28 protein-coding genes are annotated in these 24,114 nt (G+C 63.6%); 4 read left to right on the top strand and 24 right to left on the bottom strand.

What is annotated here, in order from left to right:
- Window positions 1-3: 3 nt before the first annotated feature.
- From ACLD02_RS02140 to ACLD02_RS02065, 16 genes are all read right to left on the bottom strand, one after another.
- A complete protein-coding gene (locus ACLD02_RS02140) occupies window positions 4-993 on the bottom strand; it encodes a hypothetical protein (protein WP_410297811.1) in 990 nt (329 codons plus the stop codon).
- Window positions 994-996: 3 nt separating this feature from the next.
- Entirely contained in the window at window positions 997-1,794 is a 798-nt protein-coding gene (locus ACLD02_RS02135; RefSeq protein ID WP_203103923.1) for a TadE/TadG family type IV pilus assembly protein, read from the bottom strand.
- Complete coding sequence (locus ACLD02_RS02130) at window positions 1,791-2,246, bottom strand: tetratricopeptide repeat protein (protein ID WP_203103924.1); 456 nt, start codon at window positions 2,244-2,246, stop codon at window positions 1,791-1,793. The genes ACLD02_RS02135 and ACLD02_RS02130 overlap by 4 nt, the downstream gene beginning before the upstream one ends.
- Window positions 2,203-2,562: a DUF192 domain-containing protein gene (locus ACLD02_RS02125; RefSeq protein WP_410297810.1), complete on the bottom strand. Its 360-nt coding sequence runs from the start codon at window positions 2,560-2,562 to the stop codon at window positions 2,203-2,205. Before ACLD02_RS02125 ends, ACLD02_RS02130 begins: the two co-directional genes overlap by 44 nt.
- Complete coding sequence (locus ACLD02_RS02120; protein ID WP_238400955.1) at window positions 2,559-3,446, bottom strand: type II secretion system F family protein; 888 nt, start codon at window positions 3,444-3,446, stop codon at window positions 2,559-2,561. The genes ACLD02_RS02125 and ACLD02_RS02120 overlap by 4 nt, the downstream gene beginning before the upstream one ends.
- A complete protein-coding gene (locus ACLD02_RS02115) occupies window positions 3,439-4,293 on the bottom strand; it encodes a type II secretion system F family protein (protein WP_203103927.1) in 855 nt (284 codons plus the stop codon). The genes ACLD02_RS02120 and ACLD02_RS02115 overlap by 8 nt, the downstream gene beginning before the upstream one ends.
- Entirely contained in the window at window positions 4,283-5,974 is a 1,692-nt protein-coding gene (locus ACLD02_RS02110) for an ATPase, T2SS/T4P/T4SS family (protein ID WP_410297809.1), read from the bottom strand. The genes ACLD02_RS02115 and ACLD02_RS02110 overlap by 11 nt, the downstream gene beginning before the upstream one ends.
- A 6-nt stretch (window positions 5,975-5,980) precedes the next feature.
- A complete protein-coding gene (locus ACLD02_RS02105) occupies window positions 5,981-7,291 on the bottom strand; it encodes a type II and III secretion system protein family protein (protein ID WP_203103931.1) in 1,311 nt (436 codons plus the stop codon).
- On the bottom strand, window positions 7,281-8,174 hold the full coding sequence (gene cpaB, locus ACLD02_RS02100; protein WP_203103933.1) for a Flp pilus assembly protein CpaB: 894 nt from the start codon (window positions 8,172-8,174) through the stop codon (window positions 7,281-7,283). Before cpaB ends, ACLD02_RS02105 begins: the two co-directional genes overlap by 11 nt.
- Before the next feature lie 16 nt (window positions 8,175-8,190).
- Window positions 8,191-8,364, bottom strand: coding sequence for a hypothetical protein (locus tag ACLD02_RS02095; protein ID WP_203103935.1), 174 nt, complete (start codon window positions 8,362-8,364; stop codon window positions 8,191-8,193).
- Window positions 8,361-9,026, bottom strand: a complete 666-nt coding sequence (locus ACLD02_RS02090) for a hypothetical protein (RefSeq protein WP_410297808.1) — start codon at window positions 9,024-9,026, stop codon at window positions 8,361-8,363. The genes ACLD02_RS02095 and ACLD02_RS02090 overlap by 4 nt, the downstream gene beginning before the upstream one ends.
- Window positions 9,027-9,028: 2 nt before the next feature.
- Window positions 9,029-9,832 carry a hypothetical protein gene (locus tag ACLD02_RS02085; RefSeq protein ID WP_203103939.1) on the bottom strand — a complete coding sequence of 268 codons (804 nt, stop codon included), beginning with the start codon at window positions 9,830-9,832 and terminating at the stop codon, window positions 9,029-9,031.
- A complete protein-coding gene (locus tag ACLD02_RS02080) occupies window positions 9,829-11,223 on the bottom strand; it encodes a pilus assembly protein TadG-related protein (RefSeq protein ID WP_203103941.1) in 1,395 nt (464 codons plus the stop codon). The genes ACLD02_RS02085 and ACLD02_RS02080 overlap by 4 nt, the downstream gene beginning before the upstream one ends.
- Before the next feature lie 59 nt (window positions 11,224-11,282).
- The gene (locus ACLD02_RS02075; RefSeq protein ID WP_238400956.1) at window positions 11,283-11,510 is read right to left on the bottom strand and encodes a Flp family type IVb pilin; all 228 of its coding nucleotides are present in this window, start codon (window positions 11,508-11,510) and stop codon (window positions 11,283-11,285) included.
- A gap of 110 nt (window positions 11,511-11,620) precedes the next feature.
- Window positions 11,621-12,562 carry a hypothetical protein gene (locus ACLD02_RS02070; RefSeq protein WP_410297807.1) on the bottom strand — a complete coding sequence of 314 codons (942 nt, stop codon included), beginning with the start codon at window positions 12,560-12,562 and terminating at the stop codon, window positions 11,621-11,623.
- A gap of 250 nt (window positions 12,563-12,812) precedes the next feature.
- Window positions 12,813-13,151 (bottom strand): hypothetical protein, encoded by a 339-nt coding sequence (locus tag ACLD02_RS02065; protein ID WP_410297806.1) that lies wholly within the window; start codon window positions 13,149-13,151, stop codon window positions 12,813-12,815.
- 200 nt (window positions 13,152-13,351) lie between these two features.
- Here ACLD02_RS02065 and ACLD02_RS02060 point away from each other — a divergent pair, with 200 nt between their 5' ends.
- Entirely contained in the window at window positions 13,352-13,777 is a 426-nt protein-coding gene (locus tag ACLD02_RS02060; protein WP_203103949.1) for a DUF3617 domain-containing protein, read from the top strand.
- Between the two features lie 9 nt (window positions 13,778-13,786).
- Here ACLD02_RS02060 and ACLD02_RS02055 read toward each other — a convergent pair whose 3' ends face one another.
- On the bottom strand, window positions 13,787-14,461 hold the full coding sequence (locus tag ACLD02_RS02055) for a type 1 glutamine amidotransferase domain-containing protein (RefSeq protein WP_203103950.1): 675 nt from the start codon (window positions 14,459-14,461) through the stop codon (window positions 13,787-13,789).
- Window positions 14,462-14,600: 139 nt separating this feature from the next.
- Between ACLD02_RS02055 and ACLD02_RS02050 the strand changes: the two genes are divergently transcribed.
- Complete coding sequence (locus ACLD02_RS02050) at window positions 14,601-15,953, top strand: deoxyguanosinetriphosphate triphosphohydrolase (RefSeq protein WP_203103952.1); 1,353 nt, start codon at window positions 14,601-14,603, stop codon at window positions 15,951-15,953.
- On the opposite strand, the gene ACLD02_RS02045 is transcribed toward ACLD02_RS02050, so the two are convergent.
- Window positions 15,947-16,717, bottom strand: coding sequence for an alpha/beta fold hydrolase (locus ACLD02_RS02045; RefSeq protein WP_410297805.1), 771 nt, complete (start codon window positions 16,715-16,717; stop codon window positions 15,947-15,949). The two genes, ACLD02_RS02050 and ACLD02_RS02045, sit on opposite strands and share 7 nt — an antisense overlap.
- Before the next feature lie 192 nt (window positions 16,718-16,909).
- Between ACLD02_RS02045 and ACLD02_RS02040 the strand changes: the two genes are divergently transcribed.
- Entirely contained in the window at window positions 16,910-18,085 is a 1,176-nt protein-coding gene (locus ACLD02_RS02040) for a helix-turn-helix transcriptional regulator (RefSeq protein ID WP_410297804.1), read from the top strand.
- Between the two features lie 5 nt (window positions 18,086-18,090).
- Here ACLD02_RS02040 and ACLD02_RS02035 read toward each other — a convergent pair whose 3' ends face one another.
- The 5 genes from ACLD02_RS02035 to ACLD02_RS02015 all read right to left on the bottom strand — a co-directional run bounded on the left by ACLD02_RS02035 (window position 18,091) and on the right by ACLD02_RS02015 (window position 22,482).
- Window positions 18,091-19,653 (bottom strand): purple acid phosphatase family protein, encoded by a 1,563-nt coding sequence (locus ACLD02_RS02035; RefSeq protein WP_410297803.1) that lies wholly within the window; start codon window positions 19,651-19,653, stop codon window positions 18,091-18,093.
- A 117-nt stretch (window positions 19,654-19,770) separates the two neighbouring features.
- Window positions 19,771-20,670 carry an endonuclease/exonuclease/phosphatase family protein gene (locus tag ACLD02_RS02030; protein ID WP_203103956.1) on the bottom strand — a complete coding sequence of 300 codons (900 nt, stop codon included), beginning with the start codon at window positions 20,668-20,670 and terminating at the stop codon, window positions 19,771-19,773.
- Window positions 20,671-20,687: 17 nt separating this feature from the next.
- Window positions 20,688-21,332, bottom strand: coding sequence for a thiol:disulfide interchange protein DsbA/DsbL (locus ACLD02_RS02025; protein WP_203103958.1), 645 nt, complete (start codon window positions 21,330-21,332; stop codon window positions 20,688-20,690).
- A gap of 172 nt (window positions 21,333-21,504) precedes the next feature.
- Window positions 21,505-22,161: a c-type cytochrome gene (locus ACLD02_RS02020; RefSeq protein WP_203103960.1), complete on the bottom strand. Its 657-nt coding sequence runs from the start codon at window positions 22,159-22,161 to the stop codon at window positions 21,505-21,507.
- A gap of 24 nt (window positions 22,162-22,185) precedes the next feature.
- Window positions 22,186-22,482, bottom strand: a complete 297-nt coding sequence (locus ACLD02_RS02015) for a c-type cytochrome (RefSeq protein ID WP_203103962.1) — start codon at window positions 22,480-22,482, stop codon at window positions 22,186-22,188.
- Between the two features lie 205 nt (window positions 22,483-22,687).
- Here ACLD02_RS02015 and yihA point away from each other — a divergent pair, with 205 nt between their 5' ends.
- A complete protein-coding gene (gene yihA / locus ACLD02_RS02010; protein ID WP_203103964.1) occupies window positions 22,688-23,320 on the top strand; it encodes a ribosome biogenesis GTP-binding protein YihA/YsxC in 633 nt (210 codons plus the stop codon).
- Between the two features lie 460 nt (window positions 23,321-23,780).
- Here yihA and ACLD02_RS02005 read toward each other — a convergent pair whose 3' ends face one another.
- Window positions 23,781-24,113 (bottom strand): Na+/H+ antiporter subunit G, encoded by a 333-nt coding sequence (locus ACLD02_RS02005; protein ID WP_203103966.1) that lies wholly within the window; start codon window positions 24,111-24,113, stop codon window positions 23,781-23,783.
- Window position 24,114: the final 1 nt, after the last annotated feature.

Here is a 24,114-nt window from a genome sequence, read left to right as displayed (position 1 = left end):
GTCTTAATCTCCTTGGGGCTGGGTTGCGCCGTCGCCGGTGGGGGCCGGATCCGACGGAGGCGGCGCCGTTTCGGCGTCCGCCTGGGGGGTGGGGGCCGGCTCGGGCCGTTGTTCCAGGATCAGATCCACCCGGCGCCAGTGGTGGCCGTCCTCGCCCGGCGGCGGCACCTGGACCTGGCCACCGTGGTTGGCGACCCGGTCGCCGGCGTCGGCGTGGTCGGCGAGCCAAGTAGCGACCCGGTCGGCGCGCTCCCGGGCCAGCCGGCGATTGCTGTCACGGCCGTTTTCAGTGGCGCCGTCACCGGCGCCATCGGCGTAGCCGGTGACGGCGGCCTGGAGGTCGTCCTGTTCGCGCAGGGCGGTGGCCACGCGGTCCACACGCAGCAGATCGGCCAGGCTCAGGCGGCTGTCGTTGAGCGCGAAGAACAGTTGCTGTTTACCGGGTTCCGCGGCCAGGGTTCGGACCCGGGTGAGCCGGGCGTTTTCCATGCTGACCACCACACTGCGCGGCAGGTCGTCCACTTCATTGACGTACACCGCCACATAGTCGCCGCGCTCGGCCTGGGCGCCCTTGTGGGCCAGCAGGTAATGCTGGCTGGTGCTGTCGCCGATCACGCCCTTGCCCAGCATCAGCCGCCAACCGGCGGCGTCACCGCAATCGTCCTGGTGGCACTCGAACGCGACCCGGTAACCGGCGCCCGTGAGCCGGCCGCGGTAATGGTCGATGATGCTCAGATCACTGTCGGCGGGGGGATGATCGAGCACCAGGCGGCGCATCCGCCCGACCACATGAATCTCGCCGCCGGAGGCGTACCCCTGACGATTCTCATTGTCCAGGTAGCGTATCGGTGAGCTGGGCAGCACCAGGTTGGCGCGCGACTGGTAGGTGCGCGCCATTACCGTTTCATGCTCGAACAGCGCCTGCGGCTGCAAGGCCTCCACGGAGCCGGCCAGGGCCATCAACGCCATCGCCGGCAGCATTCGCTTGATCATTCTTTACCTCAGATTCTTGCAGTTGGTGTTGCCCCGCGGATTGCCTTCGCAACGCACCGGCGTTTGCATGCGCACCACGGCATGGCTGGACAATGGAAAGTAGTAGCCGCCCTGAGCGGCACGCAGCAGGCTGCAACGGCGCCAGTCCGCGGAGTTGAACAGGCCGCTCAGATTGACCGCCTCCCAGACCAGACGGTTGATGCCCGGCACCTTCATCTCCTGGCACCAGAGGGTTCGAATCTTGAGCAGATTGGCGTCCTGAACATTGATCTTGCGGCCGTCCACATCCACCAGGGTGGTGGGGCGCTGCTCCAGATTGTCATTGGGTATTTCATAAAGTCGCTGGTCGGCATCCACCTCGCGATAGTCGCCACCGTTGGGGCAGCCACCACGCCCACAATCGCTGGTCAGCCCCCAGGCGGGCTTCGAGAACTCGCGGAACCCCTTGGCGGTGGGCGAGACCACGTCCACCTTGGCGATCGGGTGCGCCTCGATGCCATAAAGCGCATCCAGGGCTTCGCGCCGCACGGTATAGGTGGCCAGACTCGGCGTCTCGCCGGGGGGCACCGCGTACAGGGTCGGCACCATGCTGCGCACCAACTCGTGCTTCATGTCGCTGGTGTAGGCGTGATGCAGGCTACCGGCGCGGGCGGCACGGAAGGTGGCGTCGTTAAGCGTTGCCTTGGCGCGGTACATCAGCCCGAGCTGAATGATGGCGAGCAGCAGCGGCACCCCCCAGGCGAAGGTGATCAGCATCTCCGCCAGAGCCTGCCCGCCTTGCGCGCGCCGACGGGCCCTCACTGCGCTTCTCCATCCTTGCTGGTCAGCGCTTCCACAAGCCGCTGGCGCAGCGCGCCGAGACGGCGTTGATCCGCCGGCCGGTCGGCGAACCGCTGCTCCGCGTCCGCCAGGGTTCGCAAGGACTGACGGGTGCGCACGAGGGCCAGGTTGTACCAGGCCCGCGCCTGATCCGGGTCCAGATCCAGGCAACGCTCATACATGGTGATGGCGGCATCGAGCTGGCCGGTACGGGCATAGATATTGCCGAGCCGGAACCAGCCTTCATACAGCTCCGGGTTATCGGAAACCAGCTCCCGATAGTAGGATTCCGCTTCCACGAACAAGCCTTGTTGATAGGCTTTCTCGGCGAGCCTGAGTTTATCCGCGCTGGCCTCGCCATCGCGGGACGGAGCCGTGGCGGCGCAGGCGCTAAGCGCCGCCGCCAACAGCAGCGTCAGCAACAATCTGTACATGGCTGTTCTCCTTGATTCCGAGAGTGGCGGCGGCGCCGGCGGCCAGTTCCAGCACCGACCGGGCGCGCCATACGGTAGCGGTACGCCAGGGCCGGATGCCGGCTCGCACGGTCAGCACCCGGCCCTCGCCATCGAGAAAAACCGCGTCGATGGCGAAACGCATGAAAAACATATGGATCGAGCGGCAGGCCGGTATCCAAAGCGCCTGGTCCGTGGCCAGATGGCGCCGACCGATCAGCCCCACCAGCCGCTGCCGGTAGCGGCGTGCCGCCTGCACCCGCACCGGCGCCTCGCGCCCGTCGATCCGCAGCTTCACCGGAACACCTCCCACAACTTCATGGCGATCGGGAAGCCGATGATCAAAAAGGTGGTCGGGAAGATGAACGCCACCAGCGGCAGGATCAGCTTCACCGGCGCCTGCATGGCCAGCTTCTCGGCCAGTTGGAAGCGCTCGGTACGGCGCTGGTCCGCCTGCCCCTTGAGTACGTCACCAACGCTGGCGCCGGTACGCTCCGCCTGCACCACGGCGTTGACGAAGGTTTGCACGGCGTCCACGTCGACCCGGTCGGCCATCAGACGCAGCGCGTCGAAGCGCCCCATGCCGGCACGGATGTCGCGCATCACCTTGTTCAGCTCCACCTTCATGGGGCCTTCCGGCCCTTTCTCCACGGAATGACGGATGGCACCGGTGAAGTTGGCCCCGGCCTGGATGCTCATGGCCAGATAATCGAGAAAAACCGGCAGTTGACGAAGAATCTCCACGCGCCGTTTCTTGCGTTTTTCCCGGGCATTGAGATAGGGCAACGCGAAACCGATCAGGCCGGCGATCAGGACCCACAGGCCGTCGCTGTAATCGAGCATCAGCAGGCACAGCCAGGTGCCCAGCATGAACAACAGTGAAGACACCACCTGCAGCCCGAAGAACTGTTGGGCGTTCATCATGAAACCCTGCCCGGATTGCGCCAGCAGGCGGTTGCCGCGAGCGATCTGCTCCACCCGCATAAGGCTGCCAAGGTAGTGGGCGAAGAATTCCACCAGTGGCCAAATCAGGCGCAGCATGAACGGCAGCGGGTCCATGAATTCCCGCTCGTCACGCTCCACTTCCTTGCGCGCCCGACTGATCGCCAGAAACATCAGGATGAAGGCCACCGGCAGCAGCCCCACGGCGACGATGGCGTAAAACGCTCCGGAATCAAACATCGATGGACACTATCTTCTTGATGAACCAGAACCCGAGCAGCTCGAGCACCACGACCACGGCACACACCGCCCAACCCGCCATGGTGGTGAACAGCTTGCCCATGGCCTCCGGTTCGATCTGGGCGATGGCGAAACCCACCGCCAGGGGCAGCAGCGCCATCACATAGCCCTGGGCCTTGCCCATGGCGGTGAGCGCCTTGATCTTGCCTTCGATCTCCAGCTTGCGGCGCAGCGTCTCGGCCAGCCGCGCCAACACGTCCGCCAGGCTGCCGCCCACTTCACGGGCGATCTTCATGCCGGCGGTGAGCATGCGCAGGTCCTCGCCGGGCATGCGCTCCTGCATGTTGTCGAGCGCCTCATTGAAATCCACGCCCATCTTCAGCTCTCGCAGCAGCAGCCCGAACTCCTGGCGGATCGGCCCGGAGGATTCCTTGACCATCAGCTCCAGCGCCGACTGCAGGTTGGAACCGGCACGCAGCATTGAAGCCACCGACGCCATGCTGTCCGGCAGCGCATAGCTAAAACTGCGCTCGCGGCGGGCACGCAGCACCGAATACACCATGCGCGGACAGGCGGCCAGTAGCGCCGCCGACAGCAGGCTGACCAGCAGATTGCCGGACATCGCCCAAATCAGGAACGCCGACACCACCAGAATTCCCAGGTTGAATAAAAACAGCTTCTGGGGATCGATAAAGATGAACAGATCCTTGAGGTTCGCCTCCGCGCTCTCACGAAAGCGCTCCTCGTACCGCACCGCCGCCTGGGTAAACAGGCGGTAGCCCATCAGCGCGAACAGGAATACGCTGACGGCCAGCAGCAACGCGAACAGCAGGATGCTAAAAGTCATGCGCCTCTTCCCGGTTACGGAACAGGTTCATGTCCACCTCGATGTGCCGCTCGCGCATCTCCTCGACGAAATCCGGGACCGCGCCGGTGGCGACGAAATCACCGCGCACCCGGCCTTCCTGGTCATAGCCTTTCTGCTGGAAGCGGTAAATCTCGGACAACTGGATCACCCCGCCTTCCAGGCCGGTGACCTCGGCGATGCTGGTCACCTTGCGGCTGCCGCAGGCAAAGCGGGTCTGCTGAACGATGATGTCCACCGCCGAGGCGATCTGTTCGCGGATCGCGTGCACCGGAAGATCCATGCCGGACATCAGTACCAGCACCTCAAGACGCGAGATGCAATCCCGCGGCGAGTTGGAGTGGATGGTGGTCAGCGAGCCATCGTGGCCGGTGTTCATCGCTTGCAGCATGTCCAGCGCTTCACCGCCACGGCATTCGCCCACCACGATGCGGTCCGGACGCATACGCAGACAGTTCTTCACCAGATCGCGGATAGTGATCGCGCCACGGCCTTCCTGGTTGGCGGGTCGCGCTTCCAGGGACACGAGATTAGGCTGGTAAAGCTTCAGCTCGGCGGCATCCTCCACGGTGATGATCCGCTCGCTATCGGGAATGAAATTGGACAGCACGTTGAGCAGAGTGGTCTTGCCCGAGCCGGTACCACCGGAAATCACCACGTTCTTGCGGTTGCGCACCGCCAATTCCAGGAACGCCACCATCTCGTCGCTGAGCGAACCGAACCGGCGCATGTGCTGCGCGGTAAGGCGCTCCTTCATGAACTTACGGATGGTGAGGTTGGGCCCCTTGAGAGCCAGCGGCGGGATCACCGCGTTGACCCGCGAGCCATCCTTGAGCCGGGCATCCACCATTGGTGAGCTTTCGTCGATACGCCGGCCCAGCGGCGAGACAATGCGCTCGATGGCGGAGATCACCGAGGTATCATCGGTGAAAGTCACCCGGGACTGATTGAGACGGCCATTGCGCTCGTAATAGATCTCATCGCGGGCATTGACCATGATCTCGGAAATGCTGTCATCGGCCAGCAATGGCTCCAGCGGGCCCAGACCCACCGCCTCGGCGAGCACCTGGCGCGCCAGTTCGTCCTTGTCTATATCGGCGTCGATACCGCCCTGATCACGGATGATCTTGTCGATGGCCCCGGCGGTGAATTGCCGCAGCTCCTGATCGCTCATGTCCGCCACGTTGACCCGGCGCAGGTCCATGTAGTCCACCAGGGAGCGACGGATACGTTCGCGCCAATGGGTAACACGGGCCTCATGCTCATGGGACCGGGGCGTTTCATCCGGCTCGTAGCGGTTCGTGGTCTGTTCGGGTTCCGCCGCCCCCGGCGCCGCCTCGGAGGCGGGCCGGCGCAGCTCGGACGGCGTGTTGAGCAGACGGCAACTGAGCCGGTAATCACTGATCTCGACCACGTCCTCTTCGTCCAGCGGCCCGTACTCCTCCACCTTGCGGCCGTTAACGCTGGTGCCGGTACGATGGCCCTGATCGATCACGTAAAGGCCGTCCTCGCGGCATTGCAGGCGCGCGTGCAGCCCCGCCACCTTCCAGCCGGCCATGGGCACCAGGCTTTCCTTTTCCTTGCCGAGCACGCATTCAATCCGCTCGCAGGTGTAGCTGCCCACCAGGGTGCCTTTTTTGGTTTTGACCAGAACGCTGAACATTTTCCGTTACTCCATCAACAAAGCGTCGATTTCCATATCCTTGCGGATCGACTCCACTTCCCCTCGCACCCGCTCAACCAGTTGCCGGTTGGTTTCCTCGTTGGCGTCGACGATGCGCGGAGTAACCATGATCAGCACTTCGCTTTCGTCGATGCGGTCCTCGGTGGTGCTGAACAGCTTGCCAAGAATCGGTATGTCGCCGAGGAAGGGCACTTTCTGGGTTTGCTTGGAGAGGTTACCGGCCACCAGACCGGAGATAACGATGGTGTCCTGATCCTTGACGTTGATGGTGGTCAGCGCGCGCCGAACCAATACCCCGGGCACGCCGTTCACCTGGGTGGAAAGGTCGATGTTGCTGACCTCCGCTTCCACGGTGGCCTTGATGTCATCACCGGACACCACCGGCAGGATATTGAGGATGATCCCGTATTCGCGGAAGTTAACGTCAATGAAGCCGTCCTGGTTGATCACCGGGATCGGGTAGTCGCCGCCGGACCGGAACTCCGCTTCGTCGCCGCTGCGCGCCACCAGGCGCGGCGCCGACAGGATGCGCGCGTCGCCGACCTCGGCAAGGGCATCAATGGTGGAGCTGATCCCCGAGGTGATACCGAAATACTGGAAGGTATCGTAGCTGTCGAAATTGAAGTTGGCGTTTTCCAGAGCCTCGGCGATCTCCCCCGGCAGGCCATTCTCGGCGGCACTGTAGACACCAAAAATGGGGTTGGTGGTCGCCGCGGAATGGATGCCGTAAGCGGGGCCGCCAATCTGATCGTCCCAACGAATACCAAGACGCTGCAGATCCTGACGCCCGATCTCGACGATCTTCACATCCATGCGAACCATCTCGGAGACCTCGAAACCATCGCCACGCACCATATTGATGGCGTTGGGCATCTGCTCACTGAGATCCTTGATGATCTCCAGGAAACGCTCCTCGACGCGGCCCTTGAACACCACGTACTTGCCGACCTGTTCAACCTGTAGGCCGTTGAACAGCCCCGCCAGTTTCTTGGAAACACTGAGCTGACGATCCACCGGCAATTGAGAGACGGTTACTTCAAGGGTCTCCTTGCGACCACCGCGCTTCCAAACGGACACGTTGGATACCCCTTCGTCGACGCCAATCAACAACAGGGAGCCGTCGTCGAGCACTTTATAATTGAGCACACTGGGGCTGCCCACCGCGACCCGGGTAATGGTGCCCAGAGCGAAGGAGCGCGCCTCGCCGGCGTACAGATCCAGATAGCGGGTGCCGGCGGACGCCAGCGACGACCACAGACTGGCGGCCAGCAGCGCCACGACAATGCTACTTCTCATTACTTTCACTCACTGCCTCCGTATCCCATGCGTCGGCCGCCATTTGATAAACGCGGCCGTCCCCGGCGGTTTGCCTGCTCCAATAGTTACGTTCACTGTCGCCCGCGCGATAGACGCCCGAATTGAGCTGCCCCTGATCGGCTTCCCCACCGGCCAGCACCTCGATGCCATTGCGGCTTTGCGCCTGCCCGTAGTTGGCGGCACGTTCATCGTCCGGATGGCGCAACAGGAAGCCCAGTTCCCCAGCGGCACGCGCACGCAGCATTTTGGCCACGTCCTGAACCGGCACGCCCACCGTGATCGAGGAGTACGCCTGACCGTCGGCACCGAAGCCCATGTCGGCCATGGTGCGTGGCCCGGTGGCCAGTACCGTCACGTTGTCGAGCAGCTTTTCCATGTAGAAGGAATCGTTTTGATCGCTGACGCTGATCAAATCGATGTGATCGCCGGCCTGCAGCAGACCTTCCGCGGAATCGAGCGGGCTGGCATCGACGGTGATGGCCCGCTCGCCGGGGCGCAGCAATTCGGAGAACGAACCGACGCCCTGCATGCCAGCGATGAATGCCGAGATCAGCGCGGTTCCTTCCTTCATGGGCATTTTCAGGCGCAGCCCGGACACGCCGTCATACTGGCCAACATTAATGGCACCGGAGGGCACGAATTCCCTGGGGATTTCACGGATCGCCATGGTGCTGCCATCGATCGGATCACCGGGATAGAGGTCGCGGGCGGCGACCACCACCTGGACCGGCTCTTTCTGTCGCGCCAGTTCGCTGCGAATCGAGGCTTCGCGGTTCTCCAGATAGGTCAGACCGAGCCAGCCGGCGAGAACGGCCAGACCGACGGCGATCACCAGCATGATGATTGCGGTGTATTTCTTCATTGCTTTATGAAACCCGTTAGCCAGGGACCGACATGGCCCAGATGTACGATTCTTGATTGGCCTGGAACGCCTTCATCAACAGACCGATGGCGCTATCACCGCCGAACACCGGCGCGAACAGGGCCCCGATGACCAGGACCGCGCCCACCAGGTATTCCACATAGGCCTGGCCTCGCTGCTGTTTCTTCATGGGCGAACCTCCACCGACAGGATGTTGACGCTGCCTTCTTCCCTCTTTATGACAATGCTCATTTCCCGGTCATCCTTGGCCAGATGGATACTGGCGCCACGGCGCGCCTGATCCAGGTTCTTGCGCACCACGGTCCAGTTCTTGCTGCGATAACGGTTCAGGTAGTAGTTGTAATTACTGCCCACCGAGTGCTGATTGCTGACAATCACGGTGCGCGAGGGCCGGCCGGCGTCCTCCGCGGTGATGTCGCTGATGATCTGGCTGCGCGGCAGCACCGGGAAACCTTCGCCCGGGGGCGCCGAGGTTTGCAGGTCGCTGATGCGGCTTACTCCCACCTGGGCGTAGGCGTGCCCGCCCAGGTCGGTGATCTGTACCGTGGTGTAGTAGTCGCCCCGCAGGCTGCTGAGCACCCACCACTTGCCCTGACGACTCTGTTTGTGGTCCTGGCCGTCACGGTCCCAGGCGTTGATGTAGAAATCGCGCAGCGCGTCCACGCCGGCGTCGTAGTTGTAGGTGAAGATACGCATCGCGACGCCGTTGAAGACCATGCGGTCGGCGACCCATTCCTTTTTCACACCGCCGGGAACCGGCACATCCGGCCAGTCATCGGCGGCGCACACGCCGCTCAGTAACAGAGCGAGGGCGATCAGAATCCGTGTCATGGTTACTCCAGACAGGCTTTCGGCGCGTCGGTCTTGCCTTTCTCGTAGCGCGCCAGACGCTGACAGGGCGCCACTTCCACATCCACCTTGCCGAGCTGGAAGTTTTCCGGGCTCAGGTCATCGAACACGAAGCCGACAATGCTCTGGATGGTTCGAATCACATCACTGTCGAGCAGCGTGGTCGGCACCAGGCGGCGTATCGACTCCCGCGCGCGCTGCGGCGAACCGGCGTTCCAGGCGTCATCAAGCAGCACATAACGGGTATCCATGGTGAGTGGCTCGATGGGCAGGTAATCCTGATTGGGCCGTATCAGGGATATCTGCACCGATGCCTGGCGATAACCCTTGCTTTCCAGCTTGAGAATGTCGGCGGCTTTTTCGTTGAGTGTCGCCAGGGTGCCACCCGGCGCCAGCGCCGTGGTATTGACCTGCACGCCAGAGTTGCCGTCGGAGAGATTGGCGAGCATCGGTCGACGACCGCGCTCATCGCCATAGGTCGTATACGCCATGGTGTCCAGGCTCTGGTTGTCCTCGCTGAGCTTGTCCTTTTCCGAATCGAGGGCCGCTTCGGCCCGGGCAAACACGCGGTTGCGCACTTCCCAGCCGATCTCGGTATCGCCCTTGGCGTGCCCCTCGGACTTCCAGACCGTTTTTTCCCAGGCCGCGTAGCGCGACGCCTCCTGGGCCCGGAATTTCATATCACCGGTCTTGGCGAGCAGGGTCAGGGCGATAAAGGCCGGCAGCAGAATGAAGGTCGCGGCGACCAGAAAACCGGCCACGGACTGCCCTCGCTGTGCGTGTCTCACAGGCCCAGCTCTCCCATTGCCACCAGTTTTTCGGCGCGGGTCAGCGCCGCCAGGGAGGGCTGCCAGAACGGGTTATAAAGGCTGCCGTATTCACGCCGGCCATCCAGCCGGGGGAACAGATCGTTGGGGTAATGGAACTCAACCCGAGCCTTGGAAATCGACGCCATCCGACCATTGAGAAAATGCTCCTGACCGCCGAACTTCATTCGCTCCTCGGAACCGGTGATGTCCGAGGCGGTTTCCACGCCCTTGGAACCGGAGGGTTTGGTCAGGGTGATGATGATGCCCGGGCCTTCATTGAGCAGGCCGTCCTTCTTGAGCGCGCTGAAGCGGCGCATGCCCCGGTAGTTGTACTGTACGTTGGAGCGCCGGTATTCCCAATTTGCCAGACGCGAGGCGCGGCTGTTGTCGCGCCAGTATCCCTGTCCGCCGTGAATACCACTGAGATTGTACTGGCGCCCGGTATTGCTCTGCGCGCTTTGTGACGAAGCCCAGCCCACCGGAATTTCCTCGTGTTCCTTGCCCCAGGGGGTCAGCGCCCAGGTGTGGATGGACAAGGTGTCCACCGCCGACCAGGTGTAGTAGTCACCCTTGCGGTCGCTGGTTCGCGCCAGCTCGGTGCCGCCACGTTTGCGAATCTCGACACCGAACAGGCCGAAGAAGTTGACCACATCCAGGTCCTGGTTGCGCTCGGTGGTGAAGTTGTCACGGCTCTTCAAAAGCACGTTGCGGAATTCGTCGCTGCGCGCGCGGTCATCTTCATTGCCGCGCCGCCCGCGATAGTCGTGGGCGCGATCCGGGTTAAAACGGCCCACCATGGCGTTGTGCGCGTTCGCGAAGGACGCCAGCGAGGTCAGTGTGTAGGCGGTATCGACCTGAGGATCATTCTCCTCGACCACCTCTTCGAACACCTGCTGTGCCAACGCCAGCGTCTGAATGTGGGAGAAATCCTGAATGCCTGATATCAGACCGATTACTTTATCCAGACCGTTCACCGCCACGCGCATGATCCGTTCGATCACCTCGGCACTGCGGTCCAGAATTTTTTCCAGGGCGGCCATCGCCTGCCCCAGGTAGGGAATCCATTTGGTGACCAGGGAAATGTTGCGTGTGGTGTTGTGCAACCAGCGCGTCCAGCTCACCAGCGTCACCGCCTGAGCCACCGCCACATGGTTGGCGATCATGGCGCGGTTGGCGTAAGCCTGGACATTGAGATTGCGCGCTTCCACCGCCGCCACGCTGTAGGCCGCGGCGTCCGCCGTGGATTGCAGACGGGTCTTTTCATTGCTGATGTTGTAGGCGTCATAGACGAAGTAGACCGCGGCGGCCACGGCAAACAACATCACCAGGACATAGACGGTCATCTGCCCGGTCTGATAGCGGCGCTTCATGATTTCCCCCGGAGAAAAGAAACGGTGTGCCCGCTAGCGCGGGCACACCCGTTGTTCTCTTACTTCTGGTTCCCTTCGCCGTAGTTGCTCAGATCCTTGGCGGAAGCAGCCTGCGTGGAGGCATCGTTCGCCGAAGTCTGGGCTTTGCTGATTTCCTGATCGCTTTCCTGACCGGACATTTCCTTGGCAAGACCGGCGGTCTGGTTCCGCAGGGTGTCACCAAAGAGGCGGTACACGCCGATTGCCGCGACGGCGATCAGTGCCACGATGATGATGTACTCGGTCATGCCTTGTCCTAGCTGACGATTGCGAAGTTTCATACTCCCCTCTCTTGATTGGGTCATTTAAAAGTCACCGGCAAGCGGCGGTGAATACAGTGATCAAAGCGCGCCCGCGCCTACTGCTCTGCCAATTGAAGGTAGGCGTTTTCCAATTCCGCCATCCCTTCCTTGATCGCGGCTTCGCCGTCCGGATAGGTTCCATGGAACCAGTCCAGGCGAATCTCCGCCGCGTCGATGTACCAGCGTGCGTGGGCTCGGGCCGCGGCACGCAGATACGCCGGCAGTTCTTCGTGGTAGCGTCGCGCCGCCGCGGCATCCGCCGGCTGATGCTCCGCCACCAGCCGGGCAAGCCCCGGCACTTCTTGTTCCGCGTCCGCCTTCATCAAAGCGGCCACGTTGAGCAGATGCTGATTGCGATCCTCGTGCCCGGTGGTCACGCCCCCGGCACCGGAGCCACCCTGGTAATCACGGCGTTTTTCGATATAGCGCTGGCCCGCGTCGCGATACATCCGGTCACGCTCGCCGGCCAGAGCCACGTTCAGCTCATGCAGAACCAGCCGCTGGTCCTGGTGCTGGAAAATATGGTCGGCGGAATCGGCGCCTCCCTCGCAGGTCGGCGGCACGAAGAAAAACCGGTCGTTATCCGCGTCATAGGCAAGGCGCGCGTCGTCGGGCAGCTGGGCACGCCCCTCGCCGTCCTTCAGCCATCCCGCTTCCTTGGTGAGGCGGGCGTGCCATTCGTGCAGCGGCAGACCCTCGGCGCTGGTTTCAACGTCAGTTTGATCACTGTTCCAGGAAGGCGGTACCTCAAGACGATCCACGGCGGCATAAACAGGCTGTTCCCCTTCACCGCGAACCAGCAGGTAATAATTGCTGCCCTGCGCGCGGGCGGTGAAATCCACCCCGGCGGGGCCCAGGCCGTTGCAACGCTGCGCCGCGCGATAGGTACCGGACAGGCGATCGCTCCGCTCGCCACCGTCATCGGACGGCGAGGTGTTGCCGCCGTCGCAGGCGGACACCGCCAAGGTGGTTAGAAACAGTACCAGTACCCGATTCATCGCAAGCCCCTCGTCATGAGCCCGCGAACATAGAGAACCGGCGTCGCGGTTTCCATTAACCGAAGATGACCGTCCCTTTTTTTATTAACCAGGTCACAGAGATTGGCCCCAAAACCGGAACCAGTTGGCGTTGACGGTGAGGAATTGAACGAACGGAAAAGATGGTAAACAGCTTGTTTTTATAGGGTTTTTTGAAGTGTCGAACACCAGGGAACGCGGCGCTCGATGCCGCGCTCCTGGCAATTAATACTTAAAGTTCGCCGCACTCTTCTCGGTATTTTTTCTGGTATTCGGCGTCGGCCTTATCGTATTCACCGGTGTTGATCGGATGGGACGGTTCGCCGGGCTTGCTGTTCTCCGCCTTCTCCGCCACCCGCACCATGGCGTCCAGCTCATCACGCATGGACGGTGTCGCATCGCGCAGCGAGACCAGCTCCTGGCGCGCGCTACCCAGCTCGCCCATGCCGACCATGGCCAGCTCCACATCGGACACCGCCTTGGCGATACGAACACAGGTATCGTCATCCACGGCGGCCACCGGGCCGGCCAGGGTGAGCAGGGCGGCGGCCACAACGGCTTTTCTTCTCACGGGTTTCTCCTTGACGTCGGTAACGGGAAGAAGGCGCAAACCTTACCACCGTGTTTCGGAGACGTCCGGCCTGCTCGCTCCTACCGGCGGGAAACGTGACCGGTTGCGCACAACGCCGCTTTGTAAAGGAGATGGCATGGTTCCACCGCGCACCGCCCGGTTACACTGGGCGCCGTTTTTTCATTGATTAAGGATGGACCATGAAAAAAACCAGCATCACCCTCGCCTTCGCCCTGGCCGTGCTGAGCGGGCCGGCCCTGGCCGCCGATCTCAAGCCGGGCAAGTGGGAAGTCAAGCAACGGGCGGTCGGCGACCAGGTCCCCCCGGGCATGGACCAGGAAAAGACGCGCACACGCTGCGTAACCGCCAAGGAAGCGGAGGACATCGAGAAGACCCTGCGCCAGAACTGGTTGCGTAACGGCTGCAAAAGCCCGGAGACCGAGTGGGACGGCGATACCCTGGAATGGAGCACCCAGTGCCAGGCCGGGGAACGCACGCTGGATTCCAGCGGCACCATGACCGTGAAGGATGACGAGCATTACACCACGGAAATCACCACCGGCACGCCGCAGGGCGGGATGACGATCAAGGCAGAGGCCCGCTGGACCGGCCCCTGCGATTCCTGAGCATCGCGCTCATTCGGAGTACAGCACCTCGACCACCGCCTCGGCGGTGACCTGACTGGAAGGCGGGTTCTGGCCGGTGACCAGGCGACCATCGGTAACCGCCTGGGGCTCGAACTTGCCCTTGTTGCGCAACTCCGCGCCCAACTCGGCCAGCCGCGTCTCCAGCAGGAAGGGCATCACTTCGTCGAGCCCCACCTCACGTTCTTCCTCGTTGGTGAAGCAGGCCACCTCGCGGCCCTTCACCAGCGGCACGCCGTTTTCGTCCCGGGCACCCACCAGCGCCGCGGGGCCGTGGCAGACGGCACTGACCACGCCACCCTGGGCCCAGGTGCGCTCCAACACGCCGGCCACCAACGGGTTGTCGGGCATGTCGAACATCGCGCCATGGCCACCGGGCACGAACACGGCCACGAAGCCGTCTTCCCAGATCTCCTCCAGGGGGCGGGTGTTTTCCAGCTCGGCGATGGCTTCCCGCCATGCTTCCTTCTGGTCGTCGTCGGGCACCGAACGCGGGTCGATGGGCACCTTGCCGCCGGACGGGCTCGCCACCCGCACCGGAATGTTGTTGTCCTTGAATACCTTGTAGGGCACCGCGAACTCTTCCAGCCACAGGCCGGTTTGCTGGCCCTGGCCCATCTGGGACGCACTGGTCACCAGCATCAAAAGAGGTTTGTCCAAGTTCATAGTGACTCCTTCACTCTCCCGGGTTGGATTCCCCCTTGGGGGTTTGAGATTTCGCTTGACGCCGACGGGTTCGGCATCAAGATGGGATCAATACACGCAGCCCTGGGGGCTTAAGCCCTCTTTTCAACACACGGTGACCATGAACTGGGAACAACTGCTGAACAAGGCGCGGCTGGGCCAGCGCGATGCCAAGGACGAGACCGGTCGCACCGCCTTTCTGCGCGACCATGACAAGATCATCTTCTCCGGCGCGTTCCGGCGCCTGGCGCGCAAAACCCAGGTCCATCCCCTGGCCACCAACGACCATGTCCACAATCGGCTGACCCATTCCCTGGAGGTTTCGTGCGTGGGCCGCACCCTGGGTATTCGCGTGGGCGAGCGGCTGGCGCGCCTGGGCCACCTGCCGGAGAGTGTCAACGCCACCGACCTGGGCGACATCGTGCAGTCCGCCTGCCTGGCCCATGACATCGGTAACCCGCCGTTCGGTCACACCGGAGAGCGCGCCATCCGCGCCTGGTTCCAGGAACGCGGCCAGCGCTATCTGGAGTTGCTGACGCCGGCCCAGCAGTGCGATCTGATCTATTTCGAGGGCAATGCCCAGGGCTTTCGCATCCTCACCAAAAGTGAGTACCACCAATACGACGACGGCATGCGGCTCACCTACGCCACCCTGGCCACCTTCCTGAAATACCCCTGGCTGTCATCCCGGGCCGGCGAGGACGGTGCCAAGCCCGGCAAATACAGCGCTTTCCTGGCGGAAGCGGCGCCCTTCGCGGAAGTATGCCAGGCCACCGGGCTACGCGAGCTGGCGCCGGGCCGCCACTGCCGGCACCCGCTGGCCTACCTGATGGAAGCGGCGGATGACTTCTGCTACGCCATCATCGATCTGGAAGACGGTCTGGAGATGGACCTGCTGCACTGGGACGAAGTGTACGCCCTGCTCTCGCCGGCATTGCCGGACAACGCCGAGGTACGCCATCTGGTGCGCTCGGAAATGCGCGACGGCCGCAAGGCGGCGCTGCTGCGCGGCAAGATCATCGAGCGGTTCATCGAGGCTGGCGTGGAAGCCTTCGTCGCCAACCACCAGGCGCTTCTGGACGGCACCATGGACGGGGACCTGCTGCATCATTGCGAACCGGCGGTCCACGACGTGGTGGAAAACGCCAAGCAACTGGCCCGCGGCAAGGTGTTCGAACACCCACGCAAAATCGAACTGGAGATCGGCGCCTTCGAGGTGATGGGCGCGCTGCTCGACGGCCTGATCGAGGCGGCCCTGTCCCATGCCCGGGGCACCGCCCGCAATTACCGACACGAGCGCATCATCGACCTGATCGGTCGTCACAGCTTCCCCGACGGCCTGACGGCGCTGGGCGAGCAGGAACGAATCTACCAGTGCATCATGCGGGCGCTGGATTTCCTGTCCGGCATGACCGACAACTATGCCACCTATCTCGCCAAGCAATTCTCGGGCATGGCCGAGACGCGTTACTGAACCCGCCGCAGAATATCCTCCAGGGCCCGGTTGAAGACCTCCGGCATTTCCAGTTGCGGAAAGTGACCGGCGCCGGGCAGCCGCTGCTCGTCCACGCGCCCGGCGCAACGCCGCCGGGAGGCGTCCGGGATCAGGTCGCCGTTGATCGCCAGCAGCGGCGCCCGTAGCGCCTGGAAGGCGGGCTCCGGGTCCCAGCGCAGCAAGTCCGACCACAACGGCAACATGCGGGCCGGGTTCGTTTCCTTCATACCGTTGGCGAGCTCGTCCTTGGCGCCCCGACGCATACCGCTGGCGGCATTGGTGTCGACCAACCGATCCAGCGCCGATTCGAAATCCTCCCGAAAGCCCCGTTCGATGGCGGAAGCATCCGCTTCGGCCAGGTCGCCGTAGGGAATGACGAAGGTATCCACCAACACCACGGCGGCAACATCGGGCAGGCGGGTGGCCGCCTCCATGGCCACCGCGCCGCCCATGGAATGCCCCACCAGCACCACCCGCGCCGGTCGCCTGGAAGCCACCAGATCGGCCACGTCGGCGGCCAGCCCGGCAACGCTGAACACGCCGTCCGTGGTCGCCGAATCACCATGGCCGGGCAGATCCGGCGCCAGGCAGTGGTAATCACGCCCCGGCCCCTCCAGGAAGGCGTCCCAATGGCCCCGTCGGCAGGTCCAGCCGTGCAGCAGCACCACCAGGTCGGCGCCGGCGCCGGTTTCCGACGCTCGAAGCGCCCGGCCATCGGAAAGGGTGACAGTGGTTTCAATCATTCCGTGTTCCCCAAAACGGTTCAGGCAAAGGCCTGGCAAGCCATGGTTGAGCTCCCCGTTCAACATGGTGCCGCGCACGACTGCCCTGATGAACGCCCCCGGGAGCGTAGCGTTTTGTTACCTGGTTCTCGTGGCAACGATTAATTTGTGACATAGTCGACATCGGGGAACAAGGATACATCGGGGATTTACATGGAAGCGTCAAGACTCCTTCCATATCGCGGAGCGGCCTACGAACAGCTTCTGGACACGCTCTACGCCACGCCGGTGGACCAGCAATGCTGGCCCGCCTTCCTGGAGCAATTGGTGCGGATCAGCCGCTCCCGCTCAGCGCGCATGCTGGTGCTTGATCGGGCCGCCGAGCAGGTCACCTCCAGCGCCAAGGTGAACATCGACGACGGTGCCCACCGCGACTACGTGGACTATTTCGTCAATGCCTGCCCCTGGCGGCCGGAACTTCGCGACAAACCCGACGGACGTTTGTACTCCACCTACCTGGATTTCTCCTGCCGCCAAAAACGCTTCTACCATACCGAGTTCTACAACGACTGGGCCCGGCAACTGGACATCCATCACGGCGTCTGCGGCACCGTCCACCAGGCCGGGGAGCACACCATCCAACTCCTGGTCCAGCGCACCGGCGGCCAGGGCCCCTATGATCAGTCCGACACGGACTGGTTCAACCACCTGGTTCCCCATGTTCGCCGCGCCATCGAGCTGACCCGCCATGGCGAACGTCTGCGCTGGCGTGGCGAGGCGGGCTCGTTGGCCGGCCACCGGCCCTACGCCATCGTGGGCGCCGCCGGACGGGTGGAGTATCTGTGTGAGCGGGCGGAGGCGCTGATCGCCAACGAACCGGAGCTGGTGCATCACCATGGCCGCCTGACTCCGCGCCAGCCGGCCCTGCGAGGCCGCTTTCAGCAGCTCCTCGACGGCGTACTGGCCGGTGCCGGCCGTGGCTGGAACCACGCCGGTGGCGCGCTGGCCGTGCCCCGCCCCGGCCAGCGGCCGCTGGTGTGCGTGGTCAGCCCGCTGGCGCCGGAAGTGAGCCGCGCCCTGCTGCCCGGCAGCGGGCGGGCGCTGGTCTATTTCCATCTTCCGGAGCAGGAAGCACGGGTGGATGAACAGCAGGTCGCCATTCTGTTCGACCTTACCCCGGCGGAAGCCCGGGTCGCCCGGGGCGTGGCGGAGGGCCGCGACCTCGCCTCCCTGGCCGGCGACCAGGGCGTCGCCATCGAGACGGTGCGCGGCCAGCTCAAGTCGGTGTTCCGTAAAACCGGCACCTCGCGCCAGAATGAACTGGCCGCCCGCATTCTGAAATCTCCCGCCCTGAGACCGGCGGAGCCCCCACCGATCAGCCTGGCCTGACTCCGTCAGCCGCCGTGCTCCTCCATCAGATGGCGGCGGTTACGCTCCCGGGTGTGCGCCACGACTTTGGGATAGTCACGCAACAGCCATGACGCCGGGCGCGCCGGCTGCACGCATTCCAGGCAGGCCAGATGGTCCCGTTTCTCGACCACGAACCGGTCCTCCAACCGGAAGGGCGCGGTGACGATCTGGCGCTTGTCGTCCTCCAGCCCTTCCGGCGCCGCGCCCCAGAACTCCCCGGTGATACGGCCCGGCTCCACCTGGTAACGCACCAGGCCGATGCCCACGAACTGTTTCGCCGACCATCCCTGGGGAGCCTCGTCGAACAGACGCACCGAGGCACCGCCGGTACCGCACAGCACCTGCACATATCCCAGCGACGACTCGACGCCGTAGGCCATGCGCCTGGAACGCTGATAGACGTGGTCGTGGCCGACCAGCAGCAGGTCCACGCCATAACGCAGCAGGATATTCTCCTGCAGGGTGACCAGGGCGAAGTTGGCCGGGCTGCGGCCATCCTGATCGGTCCAGATCGGATAATGCTGAACCAGCACGATAAAATCGATTTCGCCCCGGGCGCGGCGCGCGGCGGCCTTGGCCAGATCGATTTCCAGATTGACCAGTTCCTCGGCCAGGGAAAAATCCTCGATCAGAGCGCCGGCGCTGCTGACGAAGAAATGGACGCGATTAATGTCGAAGGCGTAGTAGGTGCTTCCTGGATTGGGGTTGAGATTGTCCAGCAGCGGGTCCGGATGGGTGAGCCGGCTCTTGAACGCCTTGCCGGCGGTCAGCCCTTGGCCGTCCTTGCCCTCGTGGTTGCCCGCCGCCGCCATGGTCAGGGTGCTGGCGAGCAATGGTTCCGCCATGTCGAACCACTGGTCCCACACCGGCTGATCGCCATTGGCGTAGGACAGGTCACCGGCCAGCACCAGCAGATCCCGTTGATGGCGCTGGCTCTCGTCGATCACGCGGCGGGCACGCTCGTTGACCCCCACATCGCCATAGTGGATGAAGGCCCAGTTGTCCCTGGGGATGGCATCGAGCCAGTAAACCCGGGACCAGCCGCCCTCCGGCGAGCCGACCCGATAGCGGAACGGTTTGTCCGGGTCCAGGGCCGGCGCCATGGCCCGATGGGTACGAGCGTCCACGCCGAAGGTCTGCTCGGAAAAAGCGTATACCCACTTCAGCAACGGTCGGCTCTGAATACGCGCCTCATCCCAGGACCCATCGGGCTGATCGTATTCGAGCCGCTGGCGGGGCGCCTCGGCGCCATCGGTGAACCAGGTCAGGGTGCGGGTGCGGTTGCTGTTGTCCTGCACACTGACATGCAGCCCCCGGGGCGGATGGGTAGCCGGTTCCGGCGTCGGGCCCGGCGTGCCCGGGGTGGTCGGGTCCGGCGCATCCGGCTGGTTCGGCGCGGGCGCCCCGGGAGACGACGCGCTTTGGTCGCCATCGCCACCACCGCCGCCGCAACCCGCCAACACCACCGCGGAACCGGCCATGCCCTTCAGCAACCACCGGCGCCGGTGGTCGAGACCGGTCGGGAAACGTTCGTCATCACGCTGCATCGTTGTGCTCCTTGGCGAAATGCCGGGAGCATGGCCGCTGCATATGTCGGTTGGCTGACAATACCCCGCCGCGACGGTGGGCTTTTGGTAGCGTTCAGTGAGGCCTTGTAAACGGGCTCAGTCGATCAGGGGCAGGCGGTGTTCCAGGGTGGCCGCGCGCACCGCGTCGGGGATGCGGATTTCCGTGGCCAGGGGCAGATGATCGGAGAGCCGGCAGTCGGTGAGCACGCGGGTGTGGCGCACCTCCAGCTCCGGCGAACGCAGGATATGGTCGATGTGCCGGTCCGGCGCCCAGCTCGGGAAGGTGAACAGTTCGCCTTCAACCGGCACCAGGTCCAGTTCCGCCAGGGGCGAATGGGCGAGGTGCTCAAGCCGGCAATTGAAATCCCCCATCACCACCGTGTAGCGGTAGGGGCGCAGCAACCGGCCCACATAACCAAGCTGGGTGTTGCGCATCTTCTCGCCCAGGGCCAGATGCACCACCGCCACCACCAGTGGCTGTATCGGATGGCCGAACTTGATCAGGATGGCGCCGCGACCGGGCAGGCCGGGCAAGGTGTGGTCCTCCACCGCGAACGGCGTGAGGCGGCTCAGGAAACCATTGCTGAATTGCCCGAGCCGGCCCAGGTTACGGTTAAGCTGCTGGTGCCAGAACGGAAAGTCCGCCATCGAGGCCAGGTGCACCAGCTGGTTGACGTTGCGCGAGCGCAGGCTGCCGCCATCCACCTCCTGCAGGCCCACCACGTCGAAGTGGCGCACCACCTCGGCGATCTGCTCGATGGTCTCGACGCTGCGCGGGTGCGCCACCAGGTGCTTCCAGCTACCGGTGAGGTACTCCCGGAAGCGGCTCGTGCCGATGCCCGCCTGGATGTTGAAACTGAGCAGCTTGAGGCTGTCCTCGGGCAGGGTCACCTCGCGCACCCGCCGGGTGCGCCGGTGCCCTTCCCGGGCCAGGGAGAAGCCCGCCGGGCGGGCTTTCCAGGATTGATAGGCGATACGGGCGCGGTCCAGCAGCATGGACGCTCGGACTCCGGTTACTTGCTCTCTTGCTCGACCAGGTAGTCGATCACGTCGAACATTTCCGCGTTGCTCTTGAGCCCGTCGCGCAGGATCAGGTACTTGCCGTTGACCACGAAGGAGGGCACGCCACGAATCTGATAGTCCCGGGCCAGGGCATCCGCCTGACGCAATTTGGTGGACACCCCGAAGGAGCCGTAAAGCTGGTTGAACTCATCCTTGTCGACCCCGTACTTGGCGAAGAAATCAGCCAGCGCGGTGGGCGTGAACAACGGTTCCCGGTGCTTGTGGATAGCGTCGAAAACGGGCTGATGCACCTTGTCGACGATATCCAGGATATCGGCCACGTAGTAGGCCCGCGCCAACGGCTCGGCATTGCGCAGGAAGGTCACCGGGGTGCGCACATAGTCCACGTTATCCGGCTTGTTTTCGAGCCACTCGTGAACCAGCGGTTCCAGGCTGTAGCAATGCGGGCAGATGTAGGAGAAGAACTCGCGCACTTCCACCTTGTCCGGGTTTTCCACGCTACCCGGCGCTTCGAGCACCTTGTAATGCGTCCCTTCCGCATAGCGGGCATGGCCGCCGGATTCCGCCGCCCCGACCCCGCCGGCCAGGCCCAGACCCACCAGCAAAGCCGCTGCCGTCATGAGCTTACGCAACATGAAATTCTCCTTGTTGTAGGCTAGTCCACTCTGTGACCGTCCCGGGGCGAAAATGCTCCCGACGATCGGAAAGATCTTCATTATGACCACAACTTCGCCCTCTTGCATAAAGACAGGCAACAAAAAAGGCAGCCCCTGGCTGCCTTTTTTGTTGTTGCCGGCGGGTCGGGGCTTATTCCCCGGCGCCACCTTCGTCCGCGGAGAGCCCGGAAACGAAGCTCGCCACCGCCTTGATCTGAGCATCGCTCATCTTGGCGGCGACGGTGCGCATCATCGCCTGCGGATCGTTGGCGCGCTTGGCCATGTCACCGATGGCCTCGCTGCCGGCGGCGCGGAACGCCTTGAGCTGCGATTCCACGTAGTCGGCGTGCTGGCCCGCCAACGCCGGGAAACCGGCGGCGTCGATGCCCTGACCCGCCGGGCCGTGGCAACCGGAGCAGGCGGGAATACCGGCCTGCACGTCACCGCCACGATAGAGCCGCTCGCCCTGCTCGACCCAGTCCGGGCTGGCCTGACCGGTGGTGATCGCCTGTTCGGCGAAGTACGCCGCCAGATCCTGCATGTCCTGCTCGCTCAGGTTGGCCACCTGGCCCGCCATGATGGCGTTTTCCCGGGCGCCGGATTTGAACGCCTTGAGCTGTTCCAGCAGGTACTTCTGCCCCTGGCCCGCCAGGCTCGGGTACATGCCGGACGGTGAATTGCCGTCCGGGCCGTGGCAGGCGGCGCACGGCTGGGATTTTTCCTTGCCGGCTTCCGGGTTCCCCTCAGCCAGTGCGAAAGGGGCGGCAACCACGGCCGCCAGCAGCACGATCAGCTTGATACACTTCATGGCCTTTCCTTCAAAAACAGCGACTTACTTCGACATGTGTTCGATCAGGGCGCGGTATTCCTCGTCGGAGCAGTCTCCGCACATGCCCCCCGGCGGCATCGCGTTGTAACCCTCTTTGACGTGCTTGAGCAGCGTGTCCATGCCTTTCTCGAGGCGCGGTTTCCAGGCGGCCTGGTCACCGGTCTTGGGTGCGCCCGCGGCGCCGCTGGAATGGCAGTAGGTGCAACTTTGATCGTAGCGTTCCTTAACGGCATCGGCCTGGGCACCGGTGGTCAGGCCCAAGGCCAGAGTCAGGGCGAGCCCTGCGATCAAACCTTTCATGCGGTATCTCCCCGTGGAGCTGGCGACATGCTGCTGGCTTTATTGTGGTCTTTATCCGGTATTTGCCTTTAAAGACAAAGACCTGTAGAACGTCGGCCACGCGGCGAACGCGCGACGGCGCGCATTATATACCAGAGGTCCGCTCCCGTCATATGCCTTATTAACGGTGCGGTTTTTCCAATCCGCCCAGTGTGAGACCCGGCCCATGCCCCAACACCCGACCCAGCGCCTGCTGCACCAGGCCCGTTTCCTCAAGAGCGCCCAGACCGTGGAGCAATGCCCACCGGACGAGGGCTACGAGGTGGCGTTCGCGGGCCGCTCCAACGCCGGCAAATCCAGCGCCATCAACCGTCTCACCGGTCAACGCAGCCTGGCGCGCACCTCCAAGACACCCGGTCGCACCCAGCTTCTGAACTTCTTCGAGCTGGATGAAGAGCGCCGGCTGGTGGATCTGCCCGGCTACGGCTATGCCAAGGTGGACAAACAGACCCGCCAGCAATGGCAGCATCACCTGGATGACTATCTGGCCCGTCGGGCCTGCCTGGCGGGCCTGGTGCTGCTGATGGACATCCGCCACCCGCTCAAGGACTTCGACCGGCTCATTCTGGACTGGTCCGCCAAGGCCGGCATGCCGCTGCACCTTCTCATCACCAAGGCCGACAAGCTCAAATTCGGCGCCGCCAAATCCACCCTCCTGCAGGTGCGCAAGACCCTCAAGGACCACCCGGCGCCGCTCAGCGCCCAGTTGTTCTCCGCCACCGCGGGCACCGGTTGCGACGAAGCCTGGGACCGTCTCGGCGACTGGCTGCGGGTGCCGCCACCGGCCGAGGGCAACTGACCCTCTCTGTCACACTTTCGACGCTTTTCGGCACTATATTGATTCCCGTCAACACGGGTCCATTCCGGTTCCGATACCGTAACCTCATGATTTGTATCCGGTTTTTCTGTATCGGCCGGTACGGCACGGGGTTTGCTATAGATAGGATGGATAGGGGAAAAGTCCGGCCCGGAGCCGGCACCTGCTTTTCAGCAGGCAAAAAAAATCCCTGGCAGCAAGTGGGGGGAAGGGAACGACTGCGCTGCCAGGGAGGCTTGCCGCCCCGGCCTCCTGGGGGAGAGACCGGGGTGTCCAGAAGCTACGAACCGGCGAGGGTACTGGGGGATCGGGGGTACCGGTCCGTAGCCATTAGTTAGGACCGGCCGCCTTTCGAAAAAGTTTCCCGGTGCTTTCACCTTTTACAAATTTCACTTTTCGTCTCCGAAACCTTCTCTGTTCAGGCGCCCTGGCCACCCCGGGGTTACTGTTTCCAGGGGCGCCCGCGGGTGTCCTCGCGGCGTTTCAGCTCGCGGTGCATGGCGGCCTTGGCCAGCATGTGCGCCGACACCGGAGCGGTGATGAACAGGAACAGGGCAATCAACACTTCCTGCAACTGCAACGCCTGCTCCCGCCAGGAGAAAAACAACAGCGAGGCCAGAATGGTCCCGCCCACGCCCAGGGTGGTGGCCTTGGTCGGCCCATGCAGCCGCAAATAGAAGTCCGGCAGGCGAGCCAGGCCAATCGACCCCACCAGGGCGAATACGCCTCCCACGAGGATGGCGGCACTGACCAGAAACTCAACCACTTGGTTCATG

Origin of the sequence: Alloalcanivorax sp. C16-2, assembly GCF_046507615.1 — a bacterium.
In the GTDB taxonomy this organism is placed as follows: domain Bacteria; phylum Pseudomonadota; class Gammaproteobacteria; order Pseudomonadales; family Alcanivoracaceae; genus Alloalcanivorax; species Alloalcanivorax marinus_A.
Note: the sequence above shows the minus strand (reverse complement) of the source record. Positions and strands in the feature narration are given on the sequence as shown.